This window comes from Mesorhizobium sp. M0292, assembly GCF_040321695.1.
In the GTDB taxonomy this organism is placed as follows: domain Bacteria; phylum Pseudomonadota; class Alphaproteobacteria; order Rhizobiales; family Rhizobiaceae; genus Mesorhizobium.
This window is the reverse complement of the sequence record NZ_JAMYSB010000008.1, coordinates 136,341-159,577: the sequence shown is the minus strand read 5'-3', so window position 1 is coordinate 159,577 and position 23,237 is coordinate 136,341. Positions and strand designations below refer to the sequence as shown.

Genomic DNA, 23,237 nt, shown 5'->3' with positions numbered 1-23,237 from the left:
CTGTGTCGATGACGACAGGAAAGCGTGACATCGAAGCGGCGGTCGAAGTGTTCGTGCACGGCTTCAGCACCGACAAGAGCCGCACCTTTCCATACGAAGCCAGCCGCGTCGGACCCTTGTGGCTGATGCGCGATGCCGAGCGCAAGAATGCACGCGACTACCGTGGCGAAGAATGGATCGTCCATGACGTCGCCGCCGAGGAAGCCGATGCCATCGTGCGGCAGCATGCGCGGCCGGGCTTTGCCGTTTCGGTCGTGATCGCGAATGACGGCCCGGACGAACCAACGCGAACGGCCTACAAGGCGCTCGGCTACCGGCTGCTGCGGACGGAAGGCTTTTTCATCCAGTCGCTGCGCCAAATTCCAGACCCGCCAGCGATCGTCTCTATCGAACGCGTGAGGACGGCTGAACGCGCTGCACAACTGGGAAAGGTCATACGCAGGCGGCCACTTCCAGACGATCAACTCGGCGACGATGCGCCGTTTCGCCAGTATGTGGCGCTCGATGGCGACGCCATCGTCGGGCGTGTGCGCAGCATAGACGCCGTCGGCGCCACATGGTGCTCGGCAATGTTTGTCGAGCCTTCGCACCGGCGTCGAGGCATCGGCCAGGCGCTGATGGCCAAAATGCTGCATGACGACAAAGCGCATGGGTCGCGGTGCTCGATGCTGTTGGCGACGCGTGCCGGAGCGCTGCTTTATCCCCGCATGGGCTATGAGCGGATAGGAACGCTGCTGATCTTCGCGCCGAAGAACCGAACGTCCTTACAAACATCTGCTCGTATCATGCTGTCTCATAAAGGAATTTCGATCACCATGCCGTCATAGGCCGGAGTGACGTTGGCCGGCACCTCGGCCTTCACCGTGGCATAGTCGAGCGGCACATGCATATGCGTCAGCACGGCCTGTTTCGGCGTCAGTTTTTCAATCCAGCCAAGCGCCTGACCGAGCGACAGATGACTGGGATGGGTATGGTACTGCAAGGCATCGATGACCAGCATTTCCAGGCCGCGCAGCCGCTCGGCGGTGGCATCCGGGAAGTCGCTTATATCGGGGCAGTAGGCCAGCCCGCCGATGCGGAAGCCGAGCGAAATGATGTCGCCATGGATCTGCGGCAGCGGCTCGAGGGTGAGGGCACCGCCCTCGCCTTCGATCGTCACCGCCCTTGCGTGATCGATGATGTGCGGCCTGACGATCGGCGGATAGGAACTGCCAAACGGCGTCTCGAAGCAATAGCCGAACGCTTCGCGCAGCCTGAGCATGGTCGGCTGGTCGGCATGGACATCGATCAAATGGCGCTGCTCCAGCACGTAGCCGCGCAGATCGTCGATGCCGTGGATGTGGTCGGCGTGCGGATGCGTATAGACCACGGCGTCGATGCGCCGGACCGCCGCCATCAGCATCTGCTCACGGAAATCAGGCCCGGTGTCGATGACGACCGTGGTTCTGGCGCCGTTGGCTGCTATCCGCTCGACGAGCGCGGCTGAGCGTGTACGCCGGTTTTTCGGATTGGCCGGGTCGCAATTGCCCCAATCGCCGGTGATGCGCGGCGTGCCAGGTGACGAGCCGCAGCCGAGGATGGTGAGGCGCAGCCGGTCGCTCATGCGTCAGAGCCCGGCGGGCCGCGGCATCTTGCCGAACAGCCGGAAGAAGTTCGCCGTCGTCAGCGTCGCGATCTCGGCTTCGCCAACGCCGACCGTCTCCGCCAGCACCTTGGCTGTATGCGCGATATAGGCCGGCTCGTTGCGTTTGCCGCGGAACGGCACCGGCGCCAGATACGGTGCGTCGGTCTCGACCAGCAGCCGGTCATGCGGCACATCGGCTGCGATGGCGCGTAAATCGGCGGAGTTCTTGAAGGTCAGTATGCCCGAGAAGGACACATAGCCACCAAGCGCCACGCCGACCTCTGCCAGCCGTCGCCCCGACGAAAAACAATGCAGGATGAAGGGGAAGGCGCCCTTCCCTGTTTCGTCTTCGAGGATGGCAGCCATGTCGTCATCGGCATCGCGCGAATGGATCACCAGCGGCAAGCCGGTCTCGCGCGCGGCCGCTATGTGAGTGCGAAAGCCCTGCGCCTGCGCATCGCGTGGCGCCTTGTCGTAAAAATAGTCGAGCCCGGCCTCGCCGATCGCCACCACCTTCGGGTGCGCGGACAGGCGCACAAGGTCCTCAGCCGTCACATCCAGCTCTTCGCCGGCATTGTGAGGATGAGTGCCGACCGAGCAATAGATTTCGTCGAAACTCTCGGCAATCTCAAGCACTTGCGCAAACCGCTTCACGCGTGTCGAGATGGTCACCATGTGACCTATACCAGCAGCCTTGGCGCGGGCGACGATGGCCGCCCGCTCCTCGGTGAAATCCGGAAAGTCGAGATGGCAATGGCTGTCGACGAGCATCAGGCGCTCGCCTCAGGGTTTTCGACATAACGCGGAAACACGCCCTCCGGCACGGGCAGCGCCGTGCCGGGCACCAGCGCATAGTCGGCATGGACATGCGCGAAGTCACGCTTGTCCGCCGGCACCGCCAGCAGGTCCAGCAGCTTGCCGGCCGACCCCGGAATGTAGGGCTGGCACAGCAATGCCACGCGCCGCACCAGTTCGGCGGTCGTCCACAGCACTGTTTCCATGCGCGCCGGATCGGTCTTCTTCAGCGCCCAGGGCGCCTGCGAGGCGAAGTAGCGATCCGCTTCCGCCACAACGCCGAAGATCGCCGCCAACGCGAGATGGATGCCCTGTTCCGCCATCGCCTGGCGCGCGGTACCCAGCGCTTCCACCGCCTGGTCGAGGATCGCGCTGTCGGCTTCGGTCAGCTCGCCGCGATGCGGCACCACGCCGCCGCAGTTCTTGGCGATCATCGACAGCGAGCGCTGCGCCAGATTGCCGAGACCGTTGGCGAGATCGGCATTTGTGCGGTTGACGATCGCGTCATGGCTGTAGCTGCCGTCCTGGCCGAATGGCACCTCACGCAAGAAGAAATAGCGCACCTGGTCGAGGCCGTAATGCTCGACCATGGTGAAGGGGTCTACGACATTGCCGACCGACTTCGACATTTTCTCGCCGCGGTTGAACAGGAAGCCATGCGCGAAGACGCGCTTCGGCAGTTCGATGCCGGCCGACATCAGGAAAGCCGGCCAGTAGACGGCATGGAAGCGGACGATGTCCTTGCCGATAATGTGCGTGGCCGGCCAGTAGCGCCATTGCTCGGCCTTGGTGTCGGGATAGCCGGCAGCGGTGATGTAGTTGGTCAAGGCATCGACCCAGACATACATCACATGCTTGTCGTCGCCCGGCACCGGCACGCCCCAATTGAAGGTCGTGCGCGAGACCGAGATGTCCTTGAGGCCGGACCTGACGAAGCTCATCACCTCATTTCGGCGCTCGGCCGGACCGACGAAATCGGGCCGGCTTTCGTACAGCGCAAGCAATTTGTCCTGATAGGCGGAAAGCCTGAAGAAGTAGCTTTCCTCCTCATTCCATTCGACCGGCGAGCCAAGCGGCTCGCGGCGCACGCCGTCGTCGCCGAGCGTGGTTTCGCTCTCTTCGAAATAGGCTTCCTGGCGGACCGAATACCAGCCACTGTAGCGGTCGAGATAGATGTCGCCATTGGCCGCCATCGCCTTCCAGATCGCCTGGCACGACTCGTAGTGGCGTGGTTCCGTCGTGCGGATGTAATCATCATTCGAGCCGCCCAGGACCTCTGTCATCGAACGGAAGATCGCCGAGTTGCGGTCGGCAAGCGCGAGTGGCGTTATGCCTTCCTTCTCGGCCGTCTGCTGCATCTTGAGGCCGTGTTCGTCAGTGCCGGTGAGGAAGAGCACGTCCTTGCCGTCCAGGCGCTGGAAGCGGGCCAGCGCGTCGGTCGCAATGACCGTATAGGCGTGGCCGATATGCGGCTTGCCGTTCGGATAGAAAATTGGTGTCGTGATGTAGAATGTGTCGCGTGACATGAATTAACCGTCATGAATGGCCGAATGAATGTGAGCGGTGGATATCGCATCGAGACGGCGATTGCCATCCCGCCCCAATGCCGAAACCGGTCACATTCGCATTGCGGAATTCAGGCGGTCGATCATGGTCAAGGCGTGCTGCTTCTTGTCAAGATTGTAGGTATCGGTCTCAGATATGGCGTTCAGCGCCTCGTGCCAAGTGTCGGACAGCGTTTTCGCCCGCGCGAGATCCCCAGCCAGCGCGGCTTCACTGGCGCCGGTGGAGAGCAGATCGAGCGCGCGGCGGTTGAAGATGTCGAACTGGATCGCCTGGTCGCGGCCGGCGACGGCCTCGGCAAGGCGATAGGCGCCGGCGATGTCGCTCTTGCCCGACGTGACCAGGGCGTCGAGCGTGCCGGCAATCTCCAGCCCGCCATATTGGGTCAGAAGGATCGCATTGCGGGCGCTGCCCCCTGCCCGTTCCGCCAGTGCCGCGCTCGCGGCAGGATCGGAAGGTGGCGGCGGCTCGACGGTTTCCAGAACGCTCATCAGGCTGCCGGCATCGAGCGGCGTCAGCCGCACCATCTGGCAGCGCGAGCGGATGGTCGGCAAAAGGCTGCCCGGCGCATGCACGATGAGGATGAACAGCGTGCGGCTCGGCGGCTCCTCGAGGTTCTTCAGCAAGGCATTGGCGGCGTTGGTGTTCATGTCGTCGGCCGGATCGACGATCACCACCCGGTAGCTGCCGTCATGCGAGGTCAGCGACAGGAAGCGGTTGACCTTGCGGATCTCGTCGACGGTGACGACCGTCTTGAAGCTCTTGGTCTTGTCGTTCAGCGGCCTGGTCAGATGCAGCACGCCGGGATGCGCCCCTGTGGCGATCTGGCGAAACAGCGGTGAGGCCGGATCGGGAACGGCAAACGTGTCCGGCGCCTGGTCGAAGGCCGGATGCTTCAACAGATGGTGCGCCAGGTGAAAGGCAAGCGTCGCCTTGCCGATGCCGACCGGCCCGGCAAAGATCAACGCATGCGGCAGTTTTCCCGAGCGATAGGCGGCAGCGAGCATCGCGGCCGCCTGCTCATGGCCGACCAGGCGCAGCGTCTCGGACGGCTCCGGTACACCGTCCAGTGTGTCGTGCTGCTCGGGAGCGATGCGTTCGAAGATCATGCGGGCGCCGCCTGTCGGTTGCGCGCGGGCGCCCTCGCCTCAAGTGCGGCGAACACCACCGCGGTGATGACATCCTCCACCGCAGCGGGAGGCGCCGACGCGTCGATCACGATGCAGCGGTCCGGCTCGGCGGCTGCGATCGCCAGGAAGGCGTCACGGCGGCGCTGGTGGATGTCCAGCGTCTCCTTTTCGAAGCGGTCCGGACCGTCCTCGGCGCCACGCCGCACGGCGGCGCGCCGCAAGCCCTCGGCGGGGTCAATGTCAAGGATCAGCGTCATGTCCGGCATCATGCCGTTGATGGCGACCTCCTCCAGAGCTTCCATGAAAGCCGGATCGAGGCCGCCGGTGACGCCCTGATAGACGCGCGACGAATCCAGGAAACGGTCGCAAAGCACGATGGAGCCGCGCTCCACCGCCGGCCGAATGACCTGCTCGACATGGTCGGAGCGTGCGGCGGCAAACAGCAGCGCCTCCATCTTCGGCCCGAACGGCTCGGCGGCGCCGGACAGGAGCACGTGCCTGACCGCCTCGGCGCCGGGTGACCCCCCGGGTTCGCGGGTGAGGAGGACATCGTATTTCTTGGCGCGCATCTTCTGGGCCAGCCGTTCGATCTGCGTCGACTTGCCGGCGCCCTCGCCGCCTTCGAAGGTCATGAAAAATCCGCTTGCCAATCGAAAGGCCTTTGTCCTGCTTTGCGCTGGTGTCTTAGTCCGCGCCCGAGAAAAGGTCCACGCCGCAGGAACTCAACGCAGCCAGCCTACGGCCAGTTCCCTGGCGGCATCAAACGCGCGTTGCGGCAACGTGCCGACGCCGACCGATTCGGCGGCGAAAAGCGGCGTTTCCTGGCTCAGCGTGTCGCCGATCCAGACGCGCAGCGCGCCGACGGGTTGCCCCTCCTCCACCGGCGCCGATACCGGCCCCTGATAGACGATCCTGGCGGTCAGCTTGTCGCGGTTGGCGATCGGCAGCAGGACGTCGATCGGCGCCTTTGCCTTCAGCGCTACGCTGGATTTGGCGCCGCCGAACACCTGGGCCTCGCCGACCACTTCGTTGCCAGCGAAAATCTCGGTCTTCTCGAAGGAGCGGACGCCCCATTCGAGCAGCTTGCGCGCTTCCTCGGCGCGCTCGCGATCATTGGCCAATCCGCTCATCCCCGCGAACACCCTGGTTCCGTCATGGCTGACCGAGCCGACAATGCCGAAACCGCCCGCCTCGCTCGACCCGACCGCCAGCCCATCGGCGCCGATGCCCATGGCCAGCAACGGGTTGCGGTTCTTTTGCGAGATCTTGTTCCAGGTGAAATCGGCCCGGCCGTAATAGAGATAGAGATCCGGATATTCGCGCCATATATGCAGGCCAAGCTGCGCCAGTTCGCGCACTGTCGTCTGCTGGCCGTCGGCCGGCAGGCCGGTGGAATTGACGAATGTCGATTTCGCCAGCCCGATCTGGCGGGCGCGATCGTTCATCTGCGCCGCGAAATTCTGTTCGGAGCCGGCCATGCCTTCGGCCAGCACCATGCAGCCGTCATTGGCGGCCTGTATGGTGACCCCCTGGATCAGGTCCTCGACCCGGACCGCCGATTTGAGCTTGGCGAACATGGTCGACGTTCCCGAAGGCGCACCGCCCTTGCGCCAGGCATTCTCCGAGACCACGAAGGTGTCGTCGAGGCTCATGCGCTTCGACTTGATGGCGTTGAAGACCATCTCCATGGTCATCAGCTTGGCCATCGAGGCCGGCGGGATCGGTTGGTCGGCGTCCTTGGAAAACAGCACCGTGCCGGTTTCGGCATCGATCATGAAAGCCTGCGTGGCCTTGGTCTCAAAAAGCTGCGCGTTGGCCGGAACCAGCGCGGCAAGCAAGAAGCCAAGGCCAAAAAGCCCGGCAAAAGGGTGGAAAAGGCGAAATCGCATGAAGAGGCTCGACTGTTAGCCGGCAGAAACTTGCCGCAACGCTATCAGGCTTCTTCCCGGCCGATCAACCGCGCAATGACAAAACCGGCGTGCCTTTGTTGGTCAGTTGCGCACAGCCAGCGCGTCCGGCGCGCCATGCGACCATGCCGCGCGCAAGAGGTCGTCGACATTGCCATGGCCATCCGGATAGAGATTGACCGCGTACCAGTCATTGCCGTCGAGTTCGGTGCTCTGGATTTCGGTCCTGCCGAACGGTTCGAGAGCCGCAGCCACCCGCTTTGCCTCGGCAGCATCGTCGAAGGATCCGGCGGCGACATAGTCGGAAACGGCAGGCGATGCCTGCGGGTTGGGTTTCTTCCACGATTGCAGGATGTCGGCTGGCGACATGCCCTGGTCGTCAAGCGCTGCAAAGACGTCGGCGCGCTGTACGCGCTCATCCGCGTAGGAGAGCGAAGCCACGGCAAAGGGCGATTCCGGGCGCTGAGGCACGATCGGCCCGAATTCAGGCAGCGTCACATCGCTTGAGGCCGGTGCCTGCATCGACATCCCTGGCTGTGTGTCGGAATTCGTCAACTGACCAGGAAACGGCACTACGGCAGGGGGTGCGCCAACAGATAGGCTCGGCGAAGGTCCGTTCATCGCCACCATGACGCCGGTCGGCAAGCCATCGGACGGGTCCGGGCGGTTGTTGCCCGGGCGGTAGGAGGCGACCAGATATTGGTCGTCGTCGCCGTCGAGCGGTGCGCGGCCAATATATTCCACTTTGACCCTGGCCGTGCCGACCTTGGCATAGTCGAGCATTTGCGCGGCGCGTTCCGAGACATCGATGATGCGTCCCTCGTGATAGGGGCCGCGGTCGTTGACGCGCACGATGACCGAGCTTCCGGTCTCGGTGTTGGTGACACGGGCGTAGCTTGGCAGCGGCATGGTCGGATGCGCCGCCGTCAGATGGGTCATGTCGTAGACTTCGCCATTGGCTGTGAGACGACCGTGGAAGGCATCGCCATACCAGGAGGCGAGACCGACCTTGGCGTAGCGCTTGTCTTCCTTGGGGTAATACCACTTGCCGCGCACCTGATAGGGCTTGCCCAACTGGTCGCGGCCGCCGCCGCGCCGCATGTACTGAACGCGCGGGCTGGCCTTCACACCGTATTCGGTCTCGGCAAAATATTCCTTCGAGCGAGGCTTCTTGTAGACCATGGCTTTCGGCTCGGACTGCGGCGACGCGCACGCGGCCAGCAACGCAGCCGAAAGAGCGCACAACACCAAAGCAGGAGCGCGACGAAGACGCCGATGCGTCGTGGTCTGCATGTTTTCCGATGTCCCCTACCGTCTCGACACAGGCGCCGCTTCTAGAATTTCGGCGGAGCCAGATGAGCAATGCCTGCGACGCGCCAATCCCCATCCCTTGTGCGCAGGAATTGTTTATCAGCGTATTAATCCATTGTGTCCGGAACCGGGCAGGAATGTGGCGGCCAGGTCCCGGGCTGGCCGGGCGCCTGTGAGGAGGCATCCGAGACCTCTGTCCTTTGGAGTCTGGAAGTGAACCTGTGGCATGAAGCGCGGCTGCCTGGAACCGACCGACCCGAGATACGTTCTGCGCCTCATGGATGAATTCATTGAACGTTTCGGGCAACACACGTGGCTGCCCTTTTCCGTAATTTCAGCCAGGCTTTTGCTCGCGGCCGTCCTTGGCTCCATCGTTGGGATCGAACGCGAATGGCGTAACCGACCGGCCGGATTGAGGACACACATCCTGGTCTGTGTTGCGACGGCTCTAATTGCCATCCTCACGATCGAGATTACTCATCTTCACGTCTTCGATGGTCAGGAAATCGCCATTGATCCTATCCGCTTGATCGAAGCCACGACTGCCGGCGTGGCATTTCTGGCCGCGGGCTTGATCTTCTTCTCCAAGGGCGAGGTTCAAGGGCTTACCACTGGGGCGGGCATGTGGCTGGCAGGCGCCATAGGCCTGGCGGTTGGGCTCGGGTTCTGGCAGATCGCGGCTTTGGCTACCTTGCTCGCACTTGTCGTGCTGGGTCTTCTGCAACTTGTGCAGGTCGGCAGCAAGGATCGCAATTAGATCCCGGCTCCTTCGAAAACGGGTTCGCAGCTCCGTTCGGGTAACGAACGCCACCCCCTATTATCCATGGCAGCGCCGATGGTTGACTTGGCGATGGGCAACGCTCTAGAGAAATGAACCGCAAGCTGGTCCGGAAGGATAGGTATCATTCGATACCAACTGTCGTTCACTGGGTCGGTTGATGTTCCTAGATGATTGAAAAGTCACGTTGGAGGGATGGCCGAGCGGTTTAAGGCACCGGTCTTGAAAACCGGCGTGGGTGCAAGCCCACCGTGGGTTCGAATCCCACTCCCTCCGCCAGATATTTGGCTATCGTGCTGAATTGCCTCTGTATTTTCAAAGAGGTCCAAATCTTTGCTAAGTTATTCCTAACTTCCTAAAACGAAGAAGCCTGCCACCGTGAGGCAGCGGGCCAGCGTGAGCGCAAACGTTGCGCCAGCCTCAGGATCAACGTTCGTCCTGGCGATAGAGCCGTTTGGTCGCGCGGTCGCTTTCCATGCGTTCTGCAGGACCACGGTGGCGTCGGGTCATAAGAACGTATGCCATCAATAGGGCCAGCAACAGTGGCCCACCAGCAACGACGATCAACCACATCACACTTTCAAACATGAGGCATCTCCTTCACGTCACAACCGTCAAGGAGAAGAACCGTTCCGTTCAAAGTTACAGCAACACCAGCACCTCCTGCGACTGAGGGCCGTTTTCCCATGTGACCGTTTCGGAAATCCGGGCTCCGCTGCAACAAAAGGCTGCGGCTGCACGTTGCGGTTGATCATTCAACCAGGAGCAAAGCAAATGGCCGACGACAAAACGAAGACGGACTTCCGCGATCGGGACCGCGTCTCTGCCGATGAGGATTATGAAGTCGAGTATTTCGCCACCAAGGCCGGCATCACCCCGCAGCAGGTCAAGGAATTGATCGCGAAGCACGGCAACCGACGCGAGACGCTGGAGCGGGAAGCGAAGGCTCTGGGGAGCGGTAGGTAGGCCGGCATGCCAGAGTACCAGGTGGAAGAGTGGCATGGAGAGGAGTGTGTCTCAACTCAGGCCACGAGCGCCGATGATCCGTTATCTGCGGTAGAGAAGGTCACGGGCCAAAGGGTGTCGCCTAGAGCGCTTCAGGAGCATTGGTTTCGTGTGGTCGATGAAGATGCGCGAAGCACGCATGAATTCAGCCTTGAGGACGGCGGCCCGGCTGGAGATTTCGCAAAATAGCCATGACCAGAATCTCGGACCTGCATTGGGACCAACGCTGCAGATAGGCGAGAAAGGTGCAGCCGCCGGGCGGACCCGACGGCTTATCGTCGATTGGATCGCTGCCGCCGCATGGGGCCTTAAGGCGCGGCCGGCGCCAGCTTGGCGGCTACTTGGTCGATCTTGTCGGCAAGTACGCTATTGGCCCAATCTGTCACCTCAGGGTCAACGGGCTTGTTGGCCATTTGGGCAAGGGCTGCATCGATCGATGGGACGTTGGCAGCGGCAGCTGTGGCGGCGGTCTGAGCAGCGGCCGCATCCTGGGTGGCGTCATCGAGCGCTGCCTGTGCTGCATCGAGGTCGGCCTGCGTCGGGACATCTTCGGGCAGGGTATTCGGGTCAGCCGCTTTCGCATTCAGCGCGTCGAGCGCCGCTTTGGCGTCGGTAACCGCCTGATTAGCGGCATCGAGCGCCGATTGAGCGTTCTTGGCTATTGCCGACTGTGTCACAAAAGCCTGCACGCCAGCGAAGTTCTTGCTCTTGGAGTGCATAAAGGCGTTGGCGTTGCGCTGCAGCGAGTTCAACCGGCCGAGCTTGGCATGGATATTCTTTTCCTTGGACACAGAAGGGGTAGCGGCCTTGGCGACCTGGCCCTTAGGGGCCTGGCCCTTGGCGGATGCCGACTTGCCGACCGAACCGCCGCCTCCGCCATTGCCGCCAGCATTACCGTTTCCTCCGCTATTGCCATTGCCATTGCCGTTACCATTGCCATGGCCGTTACCATGGCCGTTGCCACCAGCAGCAGCCAGGGCCGGCGACACCAGAAGCGAGAACACCGCAAATGCAGCAAAAAGGGTCTTTCGGGATGTCATAACTACCTCCGAGATTGCCACCGCCACGAACCGCTATAGCGGGCAACATGAGGAATCGCTAACACAAAGGGTAAACTTAGATATAGATGTGCTTTCATTGCGAGAACGAAGCGGCCGGCCGGCGAAACGCCAACCAGCATAACTCTTTGAAATTGCTGAAGTAGATCACCCTCCTTGGAACCGGCCGGCCTTCCGAACTCAAAGGTCCTAGACCGCTCAGACCAAGGTCTTAAGCCGTGGTTTCGGCCGCGACTCAGAAGTCGTGACGGCGCGGCGACCTTCGGTAGTCGGCACCTATCGGCCTGAGGCCGAGCTCGACATCGATCCGCTGCAGTGTTCCCAAACACCGCCTAAGTGGTTGTATTCCCTGTCTTTTGATATAAGCGCTAGTCTGAGGTAAAATTTCGACCGGCATCTGGCGGGCTTACGTTATGCAGCATCGAACGTTCTTTGGCGGCAAGGTCACCGAGATCCCCACTTCGTTACATAGCGATCCCAGGGGAATGCTGACAGCTATCGAGTTCAACGGTTACAATTTCCAAGCCGTGCGGGCGTTCGTCGTCACCGCGCCGCGCGGCACGTCGCGGGGGGGACATGCACACGGCTCGGGCCGGCAATTGATGATGCAGCTGTCGGGCGAGATCGGCATCGAATTTCGCTACCAGGAACAGATCGAACGGCTGACGCTCACCGCATCGAACCGCGCGGTGCTGGTCGATGCCGCGGTCTGGGCGCTGCAGACCTATGAAGGCGAGAACCCGTCTTTGCTGGTTTTCTGCGATACCGAATACGACCCTGAAAACTACGTCTCGTATCCCTGATGACAATCGTCAGGAAAGGAGAGGCCGCGATGCGCGCCAGGACATGACAGCGCCTCGCGGCAGAATGGCTATTCTCGGCGCCGGCATCATGGGCGCCAGCCTCGCTCTCATGATGGCCCGCAGAGGCTACGCGGTGTCCCTCTTCGACAAGGAGAGCGAGCCGATGGCCTGCGCCAGCCGTTGGAACGAGGGCAAGATTCATCTCGGCTATCTCTACGGGAACGATCCCTCGCTGCTGACCGCCCGGCATCTGCTTTCGGGAGGACTGTGTTTCGGCAGGCTTGTTTCCGAGCTGATCGGAAGCAATCTGGAAGCGCACACGACCTTTTCGGAAGACCTTTATCTGGTCCATCGCAACTCGGTCGTCGCTGTCGAGGCGCTGGGGGCGATCTTTGAACGTGTAGATGTATTGGTGCGCAGCCACGCTGACGCCACCAGCTACCTTGCCGACGTATCGGCGGCGCGATCGAATCGGCTTTCCAAAACTGAATTGGCCGATGTCACCAACTCGGACCAGATCGTCGGCGGCTTCCAGGTGCCGGAGCGATCCGTCAACACGCGATGGGTTGCCGACCGGCTTTGCGCCGTGCTTCGGAGTGAACCCAACACCAGCTTGCGAATGGCGGCCAAAGTCCTGTCGGCACAGCCGGTGGACGGAATTGACGGGAAATGGCGCGTGGCGGTCGCAGGCGAAAAAAGTGAGGCGTTCGACATCGTCGTCAATTGCCTTTGGGAGGGGCGGCTGGCTGTCGACCGCACGGCCGGCATCGAGCCGGTTCCCGGATGGTCGCACCGCTACAGGCTTTGCCTGTTCGGCCGCACCAGCCAGCCTGTCGATGTGCCGTGCGCGGTCGTCGCCCTTGGCCCCTTCGGCGACATAAAAAACTATGACGGGCGCAACTTCTATCTCTCCTGGTACCCGAGCGGGTTGCTTGCGGAGAGTGGCGAATTGTCGATCGAAACGCCACAAGCGCTCGATGCCGACGCACGACAGCGGTTCATCGGCGACGTTCGCGCCACGCTCACTCGGTTGGTGCCCGTTGTTTCCAGCATGTTCGACGATGCCGAGGAGCTTGAGGTACGCGGCGGCTTCGTGTTTGCGCAAGGGCGTGGTTCGCTCAGCGACCCGAAAGCCACGATCCATCGCCGCGACCAATTCGGGGTCAACCGCCTGGGCAACTACATCTCGGTCGACACAGGTAAATATTCGACGGCGCCGTGGCTTGCCGACAGGCTGGCGCGGCAAATCTGCGGGATCGACTGAATGGGTGAGACAGAACAGGGCGGCGCGAAGCAGGTAGCGCAGAAACAAGTCGAGCTTCGATCCGGCTGGCGGCCGAAGGTCACGGCGCTGGTGCCATGCTACAATTCGGCGGCATTCATTTCGCGTACGCTGGACAGCCTCGCCGCGCAGACCTGGGACAATATCGAGATCCTGGTCGGCGAGGACAATTCGACCGACGCGACATTCGAGATCGTTTCGGCCTTCGCCGGCGGCCGCGACGATGTCCGCATCCTGCGTCGGGACAAAAACCTGGGATGGCTGAAGAATTCCAACGATCTGATGGTCAATGCCAGCGGCGAATTGATGTTCTTTGCCTTCCATGACGACGTCATCGATCCAAACTATATCGAGGCGCTGGTGCGGGCGCTCGATGCCAATCCCGAGGCCGTACTGTCGTTCAGCGATGTCGAAGTGATCGAAGTCAGAGGCGAAAGTGCCACGTGGAAGTTCGACCTGCTGGAGGGCTTGCAGGACGGTTTTGCGCGTGGCCGGGTGATGGCGCGCCAGCCGCATGGATGGTGGGTCCCCAACCGTGGGGTATTCAGGGCCTGGGCGTTCCACCGCAGCGGCGGGATCAAGCCCAACAGCCAAGGCGAATTCAGCGCCGACTGGACCTGGCTTCTGCATCTGTCGCTGCTCGGCGGCTTTGTCCGCGTGCCGCAAGTGCTCTGCCACAAATACTATCGGGCGGGCAGCATCAGCCGGCGCTGGGAACGCAACAGCACCCAACGAAGGGCATTGAGGGCGGCGGGGATAAGGGAGGTCTGGCACAGCGAGGCCGGCCTTGCACAAAGAGCCTTCCTCGCTGCCTATATCGCCTTGCGGCCGTGGCGGTGGCTGCCGCGATCGCGAGAAGCGGAAAGACGGCGAAACAGGCAATCGGTGCATGGCAGCCCGGACAATTAAGAATGGCGCCGGCGACGTGTCAAAGCGGCTGCGTCAAGACACCCTGCCCGGCCAACGACGATTTCCGCGCATATCCGGCTGCCCCAAAATGGCACTCCGGTTGATTTTTCACGCGAGTTATGGTCGTTCTCCCGCCCATGAAAAAACTATTCCTTGCGGCGCTGGCCTCGGTGACGCTGGCCTGGCCCGCCCACGCGATGGACGCCGCCCTGCGCGCCGGCCTGCTGAAACTCGACCCGGAGACCCGGCTGGAGCAGAGATGCGACGCCGAAGTGCTCGACCGCATCAGCCATGACGACCACAAGTACAAGGCAGACCGCGTCGTCGCCTACGCCTTCGCGACGCCGGAAATGAAAGCCGATGTCATCCGCAGCCCGGGTGCTGCCTTCCGCAGCAAGGGACAGTGGTACCGGCTGAAGTTCAAATGCGAGACGGCGCCGGACCATATGGAGGTCCTGCAGTTCCGTTACCGCATCGGCGACGAGATTCCGGAAGCCGACTGGGCGAAGTACAATCTCTACGACTGAATTCGCTGCGACCAGAATTCTCTCTGGCAGAACGACCTTCCCTATTCCCGTGGCTTTCAGCGTCGGCCGTTAGAGCGGTTCAGCTTTTTATGGAGCAGCTGACCCACCTAAAGCGCGTCGCGTTTGAACGGACTCAGGCGACGCGCTTTAGGGCTTTGTTTTTATGCATGTCGTTGTCTCAAAACCGGGGCCACTTTTGAGCGACATGCACTAACTCTTTGTTTTTGCATAATTCCGGACGGAAAGCCGCTGGGAACTTTTCCTGGAATCGCGCCGGCAGTCTCTTGACGCGCGGGAACCATACACGTTAGGGCGTCGGCATATCCGACGACGAACACGCCGATACAGCAAGGGGCTCCGGTCGATGGACATTTTCAGCGCTGCAAGCATGACGGCCCTCCTCCAGGTCATCGCCATCGATCTGGTGCTTGCCGGCGACAATGCCATCGTCATCGGCCTTGCCGCCGCCGGCCTGCCGGTCGAGCAGCGCAAGAAAGCCATCCTGATCGGCGTGTTGGCGGCGACTGTGCTGCGCATCCTGTTTGCCGCCGTCACCGTCAAGCTTCTTGCCATTGTCGGCCTGCTGCTGGCCGGCGGCATCCTTTTGTTGTGGGTGTGCTGGAAGATGTGGCGCGAGCTGCGGACGTCGCATGCCGACGAGTTCGAGGCGACCGAGGCGCTGTCCGATTCCGACCTCAACAGCGACAGAACGGTGGGTGGCAAGGCGCCGCGCAAGACGCTCGGCCAGGCGGCCCTGCAGATCGTCGTCGCCGATGTTTCGATGTCGCTGGACAATGTGCTGGCGGTCGCCGGTGCGGCGCGCGATCATTTTCCGGTGCTTGTCATAGGCCTGGTGCTGTCAATCGCCTTAATGGGCTTGGCCGCGAGCTTCATTGCCAAGCTGCTGCATCGCCACCGCTGGATCGCCTATGTCGGCTTGCTGATCATTCTCTACGTCGCGATCGATATGGTCTATCGCGGCGTTGTCGAGGTCTGGCCGCATGTCAGTCCTGTGGTGAGCTGACGCAGCCGGTCCCACAGCTTCTGTAGCAGCATGGGTATCTGCCGGAGGCAGTGGTCGCGTTCGCCGCAGCCGCTGCCCATACCAATGCCGCAATAAGTGTGGTACTGGCCGCCGATCCTGAAAAAACCCGGAATGTTTTCTCATGTCTGCGCCTCGCGTCAGTTTCGTCAGCCTTGGATGCCCGAAGGCCCTTGTGGATTCCGAGCGCATCATCACGCGCCTGCGCGCCGAAGGCTATGAGATCGCGCGCAAGCATGACGGCGCCGACCTTGTCGTCGTCAACACCTGCGGCTTTCTCGATTCGGCCCGCGACGAATCGCTCAACGCCATTGGTTCGGCGCTTTCGGAAAACGGCCGGGTGATCGTCACCGGCTGCCTCGGCGCCGAGCCGGACGTCATACGAGAGAAGCACCCCAACGTCCTCGCCATCACCGGCCCGCAGGCCTATGAGAGCGTGATGGCCGCGGTGCATGAGGCGGCGCCGCCCAGCCACGATCCGTATATCGACCTTCTGCCGCCGCAAGGCGTCAAGCTGACGCCGCGCCACTACGCCTATCTCAAGATTTCCGAAGGCTGCAACAACCGCTGCACCTTCTGCATCATTCCGGCGCTGCGCGGCGACCTCGTCTCGCGCCCGGCGGCCGATGTGCTGCGCGAGGCCGAGAAGCTGGCCAAGGCCGGCGTCAAGGAACTGCTGGTCATCTCGCAGGACACCAGCGCCTACGGCATCGACATCAAGTACCAGACGTCGATGTTCGGCGACCGCGAAGTGCGGGCGAAATTCCTCGACCTGTCGGAGGAGCTGGGCAAGCTCGGCATCTGGGTACGCATGCACTATGTCTACCCCTACCCGCATGTCGCCGATGTCATCCCGCTAATGGCGGACGGAAAAATCCTTCCCTATCTGGACATCCCCTTCCAGCACGCCTCGCCGCAGGTGCTGAAGAACATGCGTCGGCCCGCGCATGGCGAAAAGACGCTGGAGCGCATTCGCGGCTGGCGCGAGGTGTGCCCGGATCTGGCGATACGCTCGACCTTCATCGTCGGTTTCCCCGGCGAGACCGACGAGGATTTCGAGATGCTGCTCGACTGGCTGGACGAGGCCAGGATCGATCGCGCCGGCTGCTTTAAATACGAGCCGGTCCGCGGCGCCCGCTCCAACGATCTCGGCCTCGAACAGGTGCCGCAGGAGATCAAGGAAGCGCGCTGGCATCGCTTCATGCAGCGCCAGCAGAAGATCTCGGCGACGCAGTTGGCCAAGAAGCTCGGCAAGCGCCTGCCGGTGCTGATCGACGAGGCGCATGGCACGTCTGCCAAGGGCCGGACAAAATACGACGCGCCCGAGATCGACGGTTCGGTGCATATCCAGTCGCGCCGCCCGCTGCGCCAAGGCGACATCGTCACGGTCAAGATCGACCGCGCCGACGCCTACGACCTTTACGGCTCGGCGGTTTAGAAAATTACCAAAAAGGGCGCCTCCCGGCGCCCTCGGATTTTTGGCACAGCCCTCGGCGCGGTTTCGCAGTCGAAGCGTGCAGCCCGCGAATGAAAAAGGGCGCCGGGCGGCGCCCCTTCTCTTTTGCGTTTCCGATACTTACTGCGGCAACTTGTCGTCGACGCCCTTCACATAGAAGTTCATGCCGAGCAGCGTGCCGTCGTCGGCTACTTCGCCGTCCTTGAGCCACGGCGTGCCGTCCTGCTTGGCGACCGGTCCGGTGAAGGGGTTCCAGCCATCTGCGATTTTCTTCGCGGTTGCCTCGGCCATCGCCTTCACATCGTCCGGCATGTTGGTGAAGGGCGCCAGCTTGACGGCGCCGTCCTTGATGCCGAGCCAGACATTGTCAGGCTTCCAGGTGCCGTCGAGCGCCGCCTGAACGCGGCTGATGTAATACGGCCCCCATTCGTCTGTCAGCGAGGTCAGCTGCGCGTTCGGCGCGAACTTGATCATGTCGGAGGACTGGCCGAAGCCGTGCATCTTGCGCTCTTCCGCCACCTGCAGTGCCGCAGTGGAATCGGTGTGCTGGACGATGATGTCGGCGCCCTGGTCGAACAGCGCCTTGGCCGCGTCGGCTTCCTTGCCCGGATCGAACCAGGAGTTCACCCAGACGATCTTGGCCTTGAAGTTCGGGTTGACCGACTGCGCGCCGAGCATGAAGGAGTTGATGCCCATCACCACTTCGGGGATCGGGAAAGAAACGATATAGCCGGCGACCCCTGCCTTCGATTCCTTGGCGGCGATCTGGCCGAGCACGTAGCGGCCTTCATAGAAGCGCGCATTGTAGATGCCGAGATTGTCAGCGGTCTTGTAGCCGGTGGCGTGCTCGAACATCACTTTGGGGAACTTCTTGGCGACCTTCACTTCCGGGTCCATGAAGCCGAAAGAGGTGCCGAAGATGATCTTGCAGCCTTCGCGCGCCAGACGCTCGAAAGCGCGGTCGGCATCGGGACCTTCCGAGACGTTCTCGAGATAGGCGGTTTCGACCTTGGCGCCGAGCGCCTTCTCCACCTCGAGGCGGCCTTGGTCGTGCTGGTAGGAATAGCCGAAATCGCCGATCGGGCCGGTGTAGACCCAGCATGCCTTCAACTTGTCGGCGGCCTGCGCCGACGCCGCCAGTGACATGGCGGCGGTCGTGGTCATCAACGCGATAAGCAGTTTTTTCATTGTGTTACCTCTCTGAGTTTAGCCTTGGAGCTTCCCGTTTGTTTTTGTTGTCAACGATCCGGAACGAATGGCTGCCCCAAGGAAGCCGGCGTGTTCATCATCGTCAGACGCTTGTTGCGCGAGATTAGAACGAGAACCACGACGGTTGCCAGATAGGGCAGAGAAGAAAGCAGCTGCGAAGGCACCGGAATGCCAAATGCCTGTGCATGAAGCTGGCCGATCCACACCGCGCCGAAGATGTAGGCGCCGGCCAGCACGCGCCACGGACGCCAGGAGGCGAAGACGACCAGCGCCAGCGCGATCCAGCCGCGGCCCGCGCTCATGTTCTCTACCCATTGCGGCGTGTAGACCAGCGACAGGTGGCCGCCGGCAAGGCCGGCGCAGGCGCCGCCGAAGATGACCGCGAGATAGCGGTAGCGGATGACTTTGATGCCGAGCGCATGTGCCGATGTGTGGCTGTCTCCGATCGAGCGCAGGGTGAGGCCGGTGCGGGTCTTGAACAGGAACCACATGACGGCCGCCGTCAGCGCGATCGAGATGTAGAAGATCGGGTCCTGGCCGAACAACAGCCTGCCGACGACGGGAATGTCGGTGAGCACCGGAACGTAGAGGTTTGGCAGCCGCTCGCCCGGCTGGCCGACGAAGCTGGTCCCCATCATGCCGGACAGGCCGAGGCCAAGCAGCGTCAACGACAGGCCGGTCGCCACCTGGTTGGTGGCGAGCGACAGCGTCATCACCGCAAACAGCAGCGAGAACACCGCGCCCATGGCAATTGCCGCCAACAGGCCGATCCAGGGCGATCCCGTGAGATAGCCGGCTCCGAAGCCGCCGACGGCGCCCATGATCATCATGCCTTCGACGCCGAGGTTGAGCACGCCGGAGCGCTCGACCACCAGTTCGCCGATGGCCGCTATTAAAAGCGGCGTCGCCGCCGTGGCGATGGTCAAAAGGATGTTGACGGCGATGTCCATCAGCGGGCTTCCTTCAACTTCGGCGCGGCTTCAAGCTTCGCCGCGCTTTTCGTCAGCGCCATGCCGACCAGACGGATGCGATAGTGGATGAGCGTGTCGCAGCCGAGCACGAAGAACAAAAGCATGCCCTGGAACACGCGTGCCACCTTGTCGGAAATGCCGAGCGCGCTCTGCACCGCCTCGCCGCCGAGATAGGTCAACGCCAGCACCAGGCCGGCGGCGACGATGCCGAGCGGATTGAGCCGGCCGAGGAACGCGACAATAATGGCGGTGAAGCCGTAGCCGGGCGAGATCACCGGCTGTAGCTGGCCGATGGCGCCGGAGACTTCCGAAATGCCGGCAAGCCCAGCCAGCGCGCCTGACAGCAGGAAGGCGAAGAACACCATGCGGTTGAGGCCGAAACCGGCGAAGCGCCCTGCCCTCGGGCTGGAGCCGAGCACGCGGACCTCAAAACCCTTGAGCAGGCGGCTCATCAGCACCCAGATCAGCACGGCTGCAACAAGCGCGAAGACAAAACCCCAATTGGCGCGGCCGGCATCCGGCATCAGTTCCGGCAGGACCGCCGAGTCATTGAACTGGATCGTCTGCGGGAAACCGTGGCCCTGTGGATCGCGCCAGGGGCCGCGCACCAACCAGTCGAGGAAAAGCTGGGCGACATAGACCAGCATCAGGCTGGTCAGGATTTCGTTGGTGCCGAAGCGCGTCTTCAAGAGAGCCGGGATTGCTGCATAGGCGGCACCGCCGACCATACCGAACAACAGCATCAGCGGCAGCACCAGTGGGCCTTCGAACCCGGGAAACAGCACCGGAATGGCCGAGCCGAAAATGCCGCCGAGGATGAACTGTCCCTCAGCGCCGATGTTCCAGATGTTGGCCTTGTAACAGACCGACAGGCCGACCGCGATCAGGATCAACGGCGCGGCCTTGATCGCCAGCTCATGCAGCTGCCAGACCTGGCTGATCGGCTCGATGAAATAGATCTCAAATGCGCTCAGCGGGTTGACGCCGAGCAGCGCGAACAGAACCGCGCCGGCGATGATCGTTAGGGCGAAGGCGATGAAAGGCGACAGCGCCGAAAAGAGCATAGAGCGCTGCGGGCGTTTGACGAGTTCGAGGCGCATCATGCCGTCTCCAGACCATGTTCGGCGTGGCCGGGCTCGGCGCCGCCCATCAACAGGCCGATCTTTTCGAAAGTTGCCTCGGCGATCGGCAGCGGTTTCGACAATTCGCCATTGTGCATGACCGCGATCGCATCCGAAATCTCGAACAGCTCATCGAGGTCCTGGCTGATGACCAGAACTGCCGAGCCGCTGCGCGCCAGTTCGATCAGCGCCTGGCGGATGTGGGCGGCGGCACCGGCGTCGACGCCCCAGGTCGGCTGGTTGACGACCATGACGGCAGGGCTGCGGTCGAGTTCGCGACCGACGATGAATTTCTGCAGATTGCCGCCCGAAAGGGCCGCGGCTTCCGGATCGGGCGCGCTCTTGCGCACATCCATCGCCACGATGATGCGCTGGGCGGCGGCATAGACCGCACCGCTTTTGACCGTGCCGCCGGTGCCGACAAAAACCTTGCCGTCGGTGGCGTGGCGCGACAGGAGCAGGTTCTCCGAAAGCTTCATGCGCGGCGCGGCGCCATGGCCGAGGCGTTCTTCCGGTACGAAGGCAGCGCCCATCAGCCGCCGGCCTGTGATCGAGAGCGAGCCGGCATCCTTGCCGCGGATGCGCACGGATGCGGCGTCCTGCTGCAGCACCTCGCCGGACACGGATTCGAAGAACTCGCCCTGGCCGTTGCCGGCGACACCGGCAATGCCGATCACCTCGCCGGCGCGCACAGTGAGGTTGATATTCTTCAGCGGAATCGAAAACGGCGTTGCCGGCTTGCGGCTGAGGGCGCGGGTTTCGAGCAGCGGCTGCGCGGTCTCGATGCCTTCGGCCGGCGCACGCACCACGGCCTTCACCTCGTTGCCGACCATCATGCGAGCCAGCGACGAAGCCGTTTCCTCGCGCGGATTGCAATGGCCGACGACCTTGCCGTGACGCAGCACGGTGGCGCGGTCGCAGATGCGTTTGACCTCTTCCAGCCGGTGCGAAATGTAGAGGATAGATTTGCCCTCCGAGCGCAGGCGCTCAAGCGTTTCGAACAGCTTGTCGGCTTCCTGCGGCGTCAGCACCGAGGTCGGCTCGTCGAGGATGATGAGCTGCGGCGTCTGCAACAGGCAGCGGATGATCTCGATGCGCTGGCGTTCGCCGACCGAGAGATCGCCGACCAGCGAGTCCGGATCGAGCGGCAGGCCATAGCTGAAGGAAAGCGCCCTCGCCTTGGCCGCGATCGAGCTGATCGGTGAGCCGTCATCCAGAGACAGAGCGATATTCTCGGCCGCGGTCAGCGCCTCGAACAGCGAAAAGTGCTGAAACACCATGCCGATGCCGAGCTTCTTCGCCATGCCCGGACTGGTGATCCGCACCGCTTCGCCGTTCCAGAATATCTCGCCGGAATTGGGCTCCAGCGAGCCGAACAGCATCTTGACCAGCGTCGACTTGCCGGCGCCGTTTTCGCCAAGCAGCGCGTGGATCTCGCCCTTGGCGATGTTGAGGTCGATATGATCGCACGCCGTCAGCGTGCCGAATATCTTGGTCAGGCCACGAACCTCAAGCAGGTTCGCTCCATCGTGATCTGCACTCACAGTGCCTCCCATCCGGTTCCCGGACATGTTCTGTGTTCCCGCCAGCATGGTATGCGCTGGCCGCTCTCGTGCGAAAGCAGCACCCACCTTGAAAGAGCTTCAAGAATTTCAGCGGAAACTCAAGGGGTAAAGACCGACCTGCTTCGTACAACAGACCGATCGCCCGGTTTTTCGTGCAAACAGTGCCTGGCGTCGCGGCAAAACGCTGAAAGCAAGGCAGATCAGGGGATCAGTATGGTCGTGCCCGTGGTCTTGCGCCCTTCGAGATCGGCTTGCGCCTTGCCGGCGTCCTTCAGAGCATAACGCTGGTTGATCTTGATCTCGACCGCACCGCTCAACACCACGTCGAACAATGCCGCGGCGGAGACTTCGAGGTCTTCACGCTTGGCGTTGTAGACGAACAAAGTCGGCCTGGTAGCGAACAGCGAGCCCTTCTGCGCCAGCAGCGACATCGAAAATGGCGGGATCGGTCCAGAGGACTGACCGAAAGAGACGAACATGCCGAGCGGCTTCAGACAGTCGAGCGAGGCCGGGAATGTGTCGTTGCCGACCGAATCGTAGACGACGTCACATTTCTTGCCGCCGGTGATGGCGGCGACGCCGGCGACGAAATCCTGCTCCTTGTAGTTGATGACATGGTCGAAGCCATGCGCCTTGGCGAGCTCGATCTTGTCGGTTGAGCTTGCCGTGCCGATCACGGTGGCGCCGAGATGTTTTGCCCATTGTCCCAGGATCAGCCCGACGCCGCCGGCGGCGGCATGAAACAGGATGGTGTCGCCTGCCTTCACCTTGAAGGTCCGGCGCAACAGATACTCCGCCGTCATGCCTTTAAGCATCATGCCGGCGGCCTGTTCGTCGCTGATGCGGTCCGGTACCTTGACCACGCGGTCGGCGGCGACAATGCGCTGTTCGGCATAGGCACCGACATTGACGGCATAGGCGATGCGGTCGCCCGGCTTCAGCCAGTCGATGCCTGCGCCGACCTCGAGAACCACACCTGCCGCCTCGCCGCCCGGGATCAGCGGGAAGCCGCCGGGCGGCGGATAGAGGCCGATGCGGTGATAGACATCGATGAAATTGAGGCCGATCGCGGTGTGCCTGACCAGGATCTGCCCGGCGCCGGGTTGTCCCGGATCGGCGTCTTCATAGGTCAGGACTTCCGGACCGCCATGGGCGTGGATACGGATTGCTTTGGACATTTG

At 62.3% G+C, this 23,237-nt stretch carries 23 protein-coding genes and 1 tRNA gene; 10 read left to right on the top strand and 14 right to left on the bottom strand.

What is annotated here, in order from left to right:
- Positions 1-8: 8 nt before the first annotated feature.
- Complete coding sequence (locus NKI96_RS15180; RefSeq protein WP_352805033.1) at positions 9-827, top strand: GNAT family N-acetyltransferase; 819 nt, start codon at positions 9-11, stop codon at positions 825-827.
- Here the strand turns inward: NKI96_RS15180 and NKI96_RS15175 are convergent.
- The 7 genes from NKI96_RS15175 to NKI96_RS15145 form a co-directional block, all read right to left on the bottom strand.
- Positions 794-1,603 (bottom strand): MBL fold metallo-hydrolase, encoded by an 810-nt coding sequence (locus tag NKI96_RS15175; protein ID WP_023696112.1) that lies wholly within the window; start codon positions 1,601-1,603, stop codon positions 794-796. The genes NKI96_RS15180 and NKI96_RS15175 overlap by 34 nt on opposite strands.
- Positions 1,604-1,606: 3 nt before the next feature.
- On the bottom strand, positions 1,607-2,395 hold the full coding sequence (locus NKI96_RS15170) for a TatD family hydrolase (RefSeq protein WP_023696113.1): 789 nt from the start codon (positions 2,393-2,395) through the stop codon (positions 1,607-1,609).
- Positions 2,395-3,945 (bottom strand): methionine--tRNA ligase, encoded by a 1,551-nt coding sequence (gene metG / locus NKI96_RS15165; RefSeq protein ID WP_023696114.1) that lies wholly within the window; start codon positions 3,943-3,945, stop codon positions 2,395-2,397. The genes NKI96_RS15170 and metG overlap by 1 nt, the downstream gene beginning before the upstream one ends.
- 90 nt (positions 3,946-4,035) lie before the next feature.
- The gene (locus NKI96_RS15160; protein ID WP_352805030.1) at positions 4,036-5,091 is read right to left on the bottom strand and encodes a DNA polymerase III subunit delta'; all 1,056 of its coding nucleotides are present in this window, start codon (positions 5,089-5,091) and stop codon (positions 4,036-4,038) included.
- Positions 5,088-5,762 carry a dTMP kinase gene (gene tmk, locus NKI96_RS15155; protein ID WP_352805028.1) on the bottom strand — a complete coding sequence of 225 codons (675 nt, stop codon included), beginning with the start codon at positions 5,760-5,762 and terminating at the stop codon, positions 5,088-5,090. Before tmk ends, NKI96_RS15160 begins: the two co-directional genes overlap by 4 nt.
- Positions 5,763-5,834: 72 nt before the next feature.
- Positions 5,835-7,001 carry a D-alanyl-D-alanine carboxypeptidase family protein gene (locus NKI96_RS15150; RefSeq protein ID WP_352805026.1) on the bottom strand — a complete coding sequence of 389 codons (1,167 nt, stop codon included), beginning with the start codon at positions 6,999-7,001 and terminating at the stop codon, positions 5,835-5,837.
- A 102-nt stretch (positions 7,002-7,103) separates the two neighbouring features.
- The gene (locus NKI96_RS15145; protein ID WP_352805024.1) at positions 7,104-8,312 is read right to left on the bottom strand and encodes a septal ring lytic transglycosylase RlpA family protein; all 1,209 of its coding nucleotides are present in this window, start codon (positions 8,310-8,312) and stop codon (positions 7,104-7,106) included.
- A 295-nt stretch (positions 8,313-8,607) separates the two neighbouring features.
- Between NKI96_RS15145 and NKI96_RS15140 the strand changes: the two genes are divergently transcribed.
- Together NKI96_RS15140 and NKI96_RS15135 are read left to right on the top strand one after the other, a co-directional pair.
- On the top strand, positions 8,608-9,087 hold the full coding sequence (locus tag NKI96_RS15140; RefSeq protein ID WP_352805021.1) for an MgtC/SapB family protein: 480 nt from the start codon (positions 8,608-8,610) through the stop codon (positions 9,085-9,087).
- A gap of 210 nt (positions 9,088-9,297) precedes the next feature.
- Positions 9,298-9,387, top strand: a tRNA-Ser gene (locus NKI96_RS15135).
- A 147-nt stretch (positions 9,388-9,534) separates the two neighbouring features.
- On the opposite strand, the gene NKI96_RS15130 is transcribed toward NKI96_RS15135, so the two are convergent.
- Positions 9,535-9,696, bottom strand: a complete 162-nt coding sequence (locus NKI96_RS15130; protein ID WP_023691300.1) for a hypothetical protein — start codon at positions 9,694-9,696, stop codon at positions 9,535-9,537.
- Between the two features lie 186 nt (positions 9,697-9,882).
- Here NKI96_RS15130 and NKI96_RS15125 point away from each other — a divergent pair, with 186 nt between their 5' ends.
- Positions 9,883-10,074, top strand: a complete 192-nt coding sequence (locus tag NKI96_RS15125; RefSeq protein WP_023668952.1) for a DUF3606 domain-containing protein — start codon at positions 9,883-9,885, stop codon at positions 10,072-10,074.
- 347 nt (positions 10,075-10,421) lie between these two features.
- Here the strand turns inward: NKI96_RS15125 and NKI96_RS15120 are convergent, their stop codons facing one another.
- Complete coding sequence (locus NKI96_RS15120) at positions 10,422-11,174, bottom strand: hypothetical protein (protein WP_348529830.1); 753 nt, start codon at positions 11,172-11,174, stop codon at positions 10,422-10,424.
- A gap of 410 nt (positions 11,175-11,584) precedes the next feature.
- Here NKI96_RS15120 and NKI96_RS15115 point away from each other — a divergent pair, with 410 nt between their 5' ends.
- From NKI96_RS15115 to rimO, 6 genes are all read left to right on the top strand, one after another.
- Positions 11,585-11,974: a sugar 3,4-ketoisomerase gene (locus NKI96_RS15115; RefSeq protein ID WP_352497404.1), complete on the top strand. Its 390-nt coding sequence runs from the start codon at positions 11,585-11,587 to the stop codon at positions 11,972-11,974.
- A gap of 43 nt (positions 11,975-12,017) precedes the next feature.
- Entirely contained in the window at positions 12,018-13,238 is a 1,221-nt protein-coding gene (locus tag NKI96_RS15110; protein WP_352805017.1) for an FAD-dependent oxidoreductase, read from the top strand.
- Positions 13,239-14,165, top strand: coding sequence for a glycosyltransferase family 2 protein (locus tag NKI96_RS15105; RefSeq protein ID WP_352805015.1), 927 nt, complete (start codon positions 13,239-13,241; stop codon positions 14,163-14,165). It abuts the gene before it with no gap.
- A gap of 119 nt (positions 14,166-14,284) precedes the next feature.
- Positions 14,285-14,692, top strand: a complete 408-nt coding sequence (locus tag NKI96_RS15100; RefSeq protein ID WP_032904882.1) for a DUF930 domain-containing protein — start codon at positions 14,285-14,287, stop codon at positions 14,690-14,692.
- Positions 14,693-15,056: 364 nt separating this feature from the next.
- Positions 15,057-15,716: a TerC family protein gene (locus NKI96_RS15095; protein ID WP_023668959.1), complete on the top strand. Its 660-nt coding sequence runs from the start codon at positions 15,057-15,059 to the stop codon at positions 15,714-15,716.
- 142 nt (positions 15,717-15,858) lie between these two features.
- A complete protein-coding gene (gene rimO, locus NKI96_RS15090; RefSeq protein ID WP_023668960.1) occupies positions 15,859-17,172 on the top strand; it encodes a 30S ribosomal protein S12 methylthiotransferase RimO in 1,314 nt (437 codons plus the stop codon).
- A gap of 138 nt (positions 17,173-17,310) precedes the next feature.
- Here the strand turns inward: rimO and NKI96_RS15085 are convergent, their stop codons facing one another.
- The 5 genes from NKI96_RS15085 to NKI96_RS15065 form a co-directional block, all read right to left on the bottom strand.
- Positions 17,311-18,378: a BMP family ABC transporter substrate-binding protein gene (locus NKI96_RS15085; protein WP_352805011.1), complete on the bottom strand. Its 1,068-nt coding sequence runs from the start codon at positions 18,376-18,378 to the stop codon at positions 17,311-17,313.
- A gap of 50 nt (positions 18,379-18,428) precedes the next feature.
- The gene (locus NKI96_RS15080) at positions 18,429-19,349 is read right to left on the bottom strand and encodes an ABC transporter permease (protein ID WP_023668962.1); all 921 of its coding nucleotides are present in this window, start codon (positions 19,347-19,349) and stop codon (positions 18,429-18,431) included.
- Complete coding sequence (locus NKI96_RS15075) at positions 19,349-20,473, bottom strand: ABC transporter permease (protein ID WP_031193354.1); 1,125 nt, start codon at positions 20,471-20,473, stop codon at positions 19,349-19,351. Before NKI96_RS15075 ends, NKI96_RS15080 begins: the two co-directional genes overlap by 1 nt.
- Complete coding sequence (locus NKI96_RS15070; RefSeq protein ID WP_352805109.1) at positions 20,470-22,047, bottom strand: ABC transporter ATP-binding protein; 1,578 nt, start codon at positions 22,045-22,047, stop codon at positions 20,470-20,472. The genes NKI96_RS15075 and NKI96_RS15070 overlap by 4 nt, the downstream gene beginning before the upstream one ends.
- Positions 22,048-22,256: 209 nt before the next feature.
- Positions 22,257-23,234: a quinone oxidoreductase family protein gene (locus NKI96_RS15065; protein WP_352805008.1), complete on the bottom strand. Its 978-nt coding sequence runs from the start codon at positions 23,232-23,234 to the stop codon at positions 22,257-22,259.
- Between the last annotated feature and the right edge of the window lie 3 nt (positions 23,235-23,237).

Bases quoted from the DNA above. Each gene is read 5' to 3' on its own strand.
- NKI96_RS15180 (WP_352805033.1), top strand. From the start codon at position 9: ATGACGACAGGAAAGCGTGACATCGAAGCGGCGGTCGAAGTGTTCGTG.
- NKI96_RS15175 (WP_023696112.1), bottom strand. From the start codon at position 1,603: ATGAGCGACCGGCTGCGCCTCACCATCCTCGGCTGCGGCTCGTCACCT.
- NKI96_RS15170 (WP_023696113.1), bottom strand. From the start codon at position 2,395: ATGCTCGTCGACAGCCATTGCCATCTCGACTTTCCGGATTTCACCGAG.
- metG (WP_023696114.1), bottom strand. From the start codon at position 3,945: ATGTCACGCGACACATTCTACATCACGACACCAATTTTCTATCCGAAC.
- NKI96_RS15160 (WP_352805030.1), bottom strand. From the start codon at position 5,091: ATGATCTTCGAACGCATCGCTCCCGAGCAGCACGACACACTGGACGGT.
- NKI96_RS15150 (WP_352805026.1), bottom strand. From the start codon at position 7,001: ATGCGATTTCGCCTTTTCCACCCTTTTGCCGGGCTTTTTGGCCTTGGC.
- NKI96_RS15145 (WP_352805024.1), bottom strand. From the start codon at position 8,312: ATGCAGACCACGACGCATCGGCGTCTTCGTCGCGCTCCTGCTTTGGTG.
- NKI96_RS15140 (WP_352805021.1), top strand. From the start codon at position 8,608: ATGGATGAATTCATTGAACGTTTCGGGCAACACACGTGGCTGCCCTTT.
- NKI96_RS15130 (WP_023691300.1), bottom strand. From the start codon at position 9,696: ATGTTTGAAAGTGTGATGTGGTTGATCGTCGTTGCTGGTGGGCCACTG.
- NKI96_RS15125 (WP_023668952.1), top strand. From the start codon at position 9,883: ATGGCCGACGACAAAACGAAGACGGACTTCCGCGATCGGGACCGCGTC.
- NKI96_RS15115 (WP_352497404.1), top strand. From the start codon at position 11,585: ATGCAGCATCGAACGTTCTTTGGCGGCAAGGTCACCGAGATCCCCACT.
- NKI96_RS15110 (WP_352805017.1), top strand. From the start codon at position 12,018: ATGACAGCGCCTCGCGGCAGAATGGCTATTCTCGGCGCCGGCATCATG.
- NKI96_RS15105 (WP_352805015.1), top strand. From the start codon at position 13,239: ATGGGTGAGACAGAACAGGGCGGCGCGAAGCAGGTAGCGCAGAAACAA.
- NKI96_RS15100 (WP_032904882.1), top strand. From the start codon at position 14,285: ATGGTCGTTCTCCCGCCCATGAAAAAACTATTCCTTGCGGCGCTGGCC.
- NKI96_RS15095 (WP_023668959.1), top strand. From the start codon at position 15,057: ATGGACATTTTCAGCGCTGCAAGCATGACGGCCCTCCTCCAGGTCATC.
- rimO (WP_023668960.1), top strand. From the start codon at position 15,859: ATGTCTGCGCCTCGCGTCAGTTTCGTCAGCCTTGGATGCCCGAAGGCC.
- NKI96_RS15085 (WP_352805011.1), bottom strand. From the start codon at position 18,378: ATGAAAAAACTGCTTATCGCGTTGATGACCACGACCGCCGCCATGTCA.
- NKI96_RS15080 (WP_023668962.1), bottom strand. From the start codon at position 19,349: ATGGACATCGCCGTCAACATCCTTTTGACCATCGCCACGGCGGCGACG.
- NKI96_RS15075 (WP_031193354.1), bottom strand. From the start codon at position 20,473: ATGATGCGCCTCGAACTCGTCAAACGCCCGCAGCGCTCTATGCTCTTT.
- NKI96_RS15070 (WP_352805109.1), bottom strand. From the start codon at position 22,047: ATGGGAGGCACTGTGAGTGCAGATCACGATGGAGCGAACCTGCTTGAG.
- NKI96_RS15065 (WP_352805008.1), bottom strand. From the start codon at position 23,234: ATGTCCAAAGCAATCCGTATCCACGCCCATGGCGGTCCGGAAGTCCTG.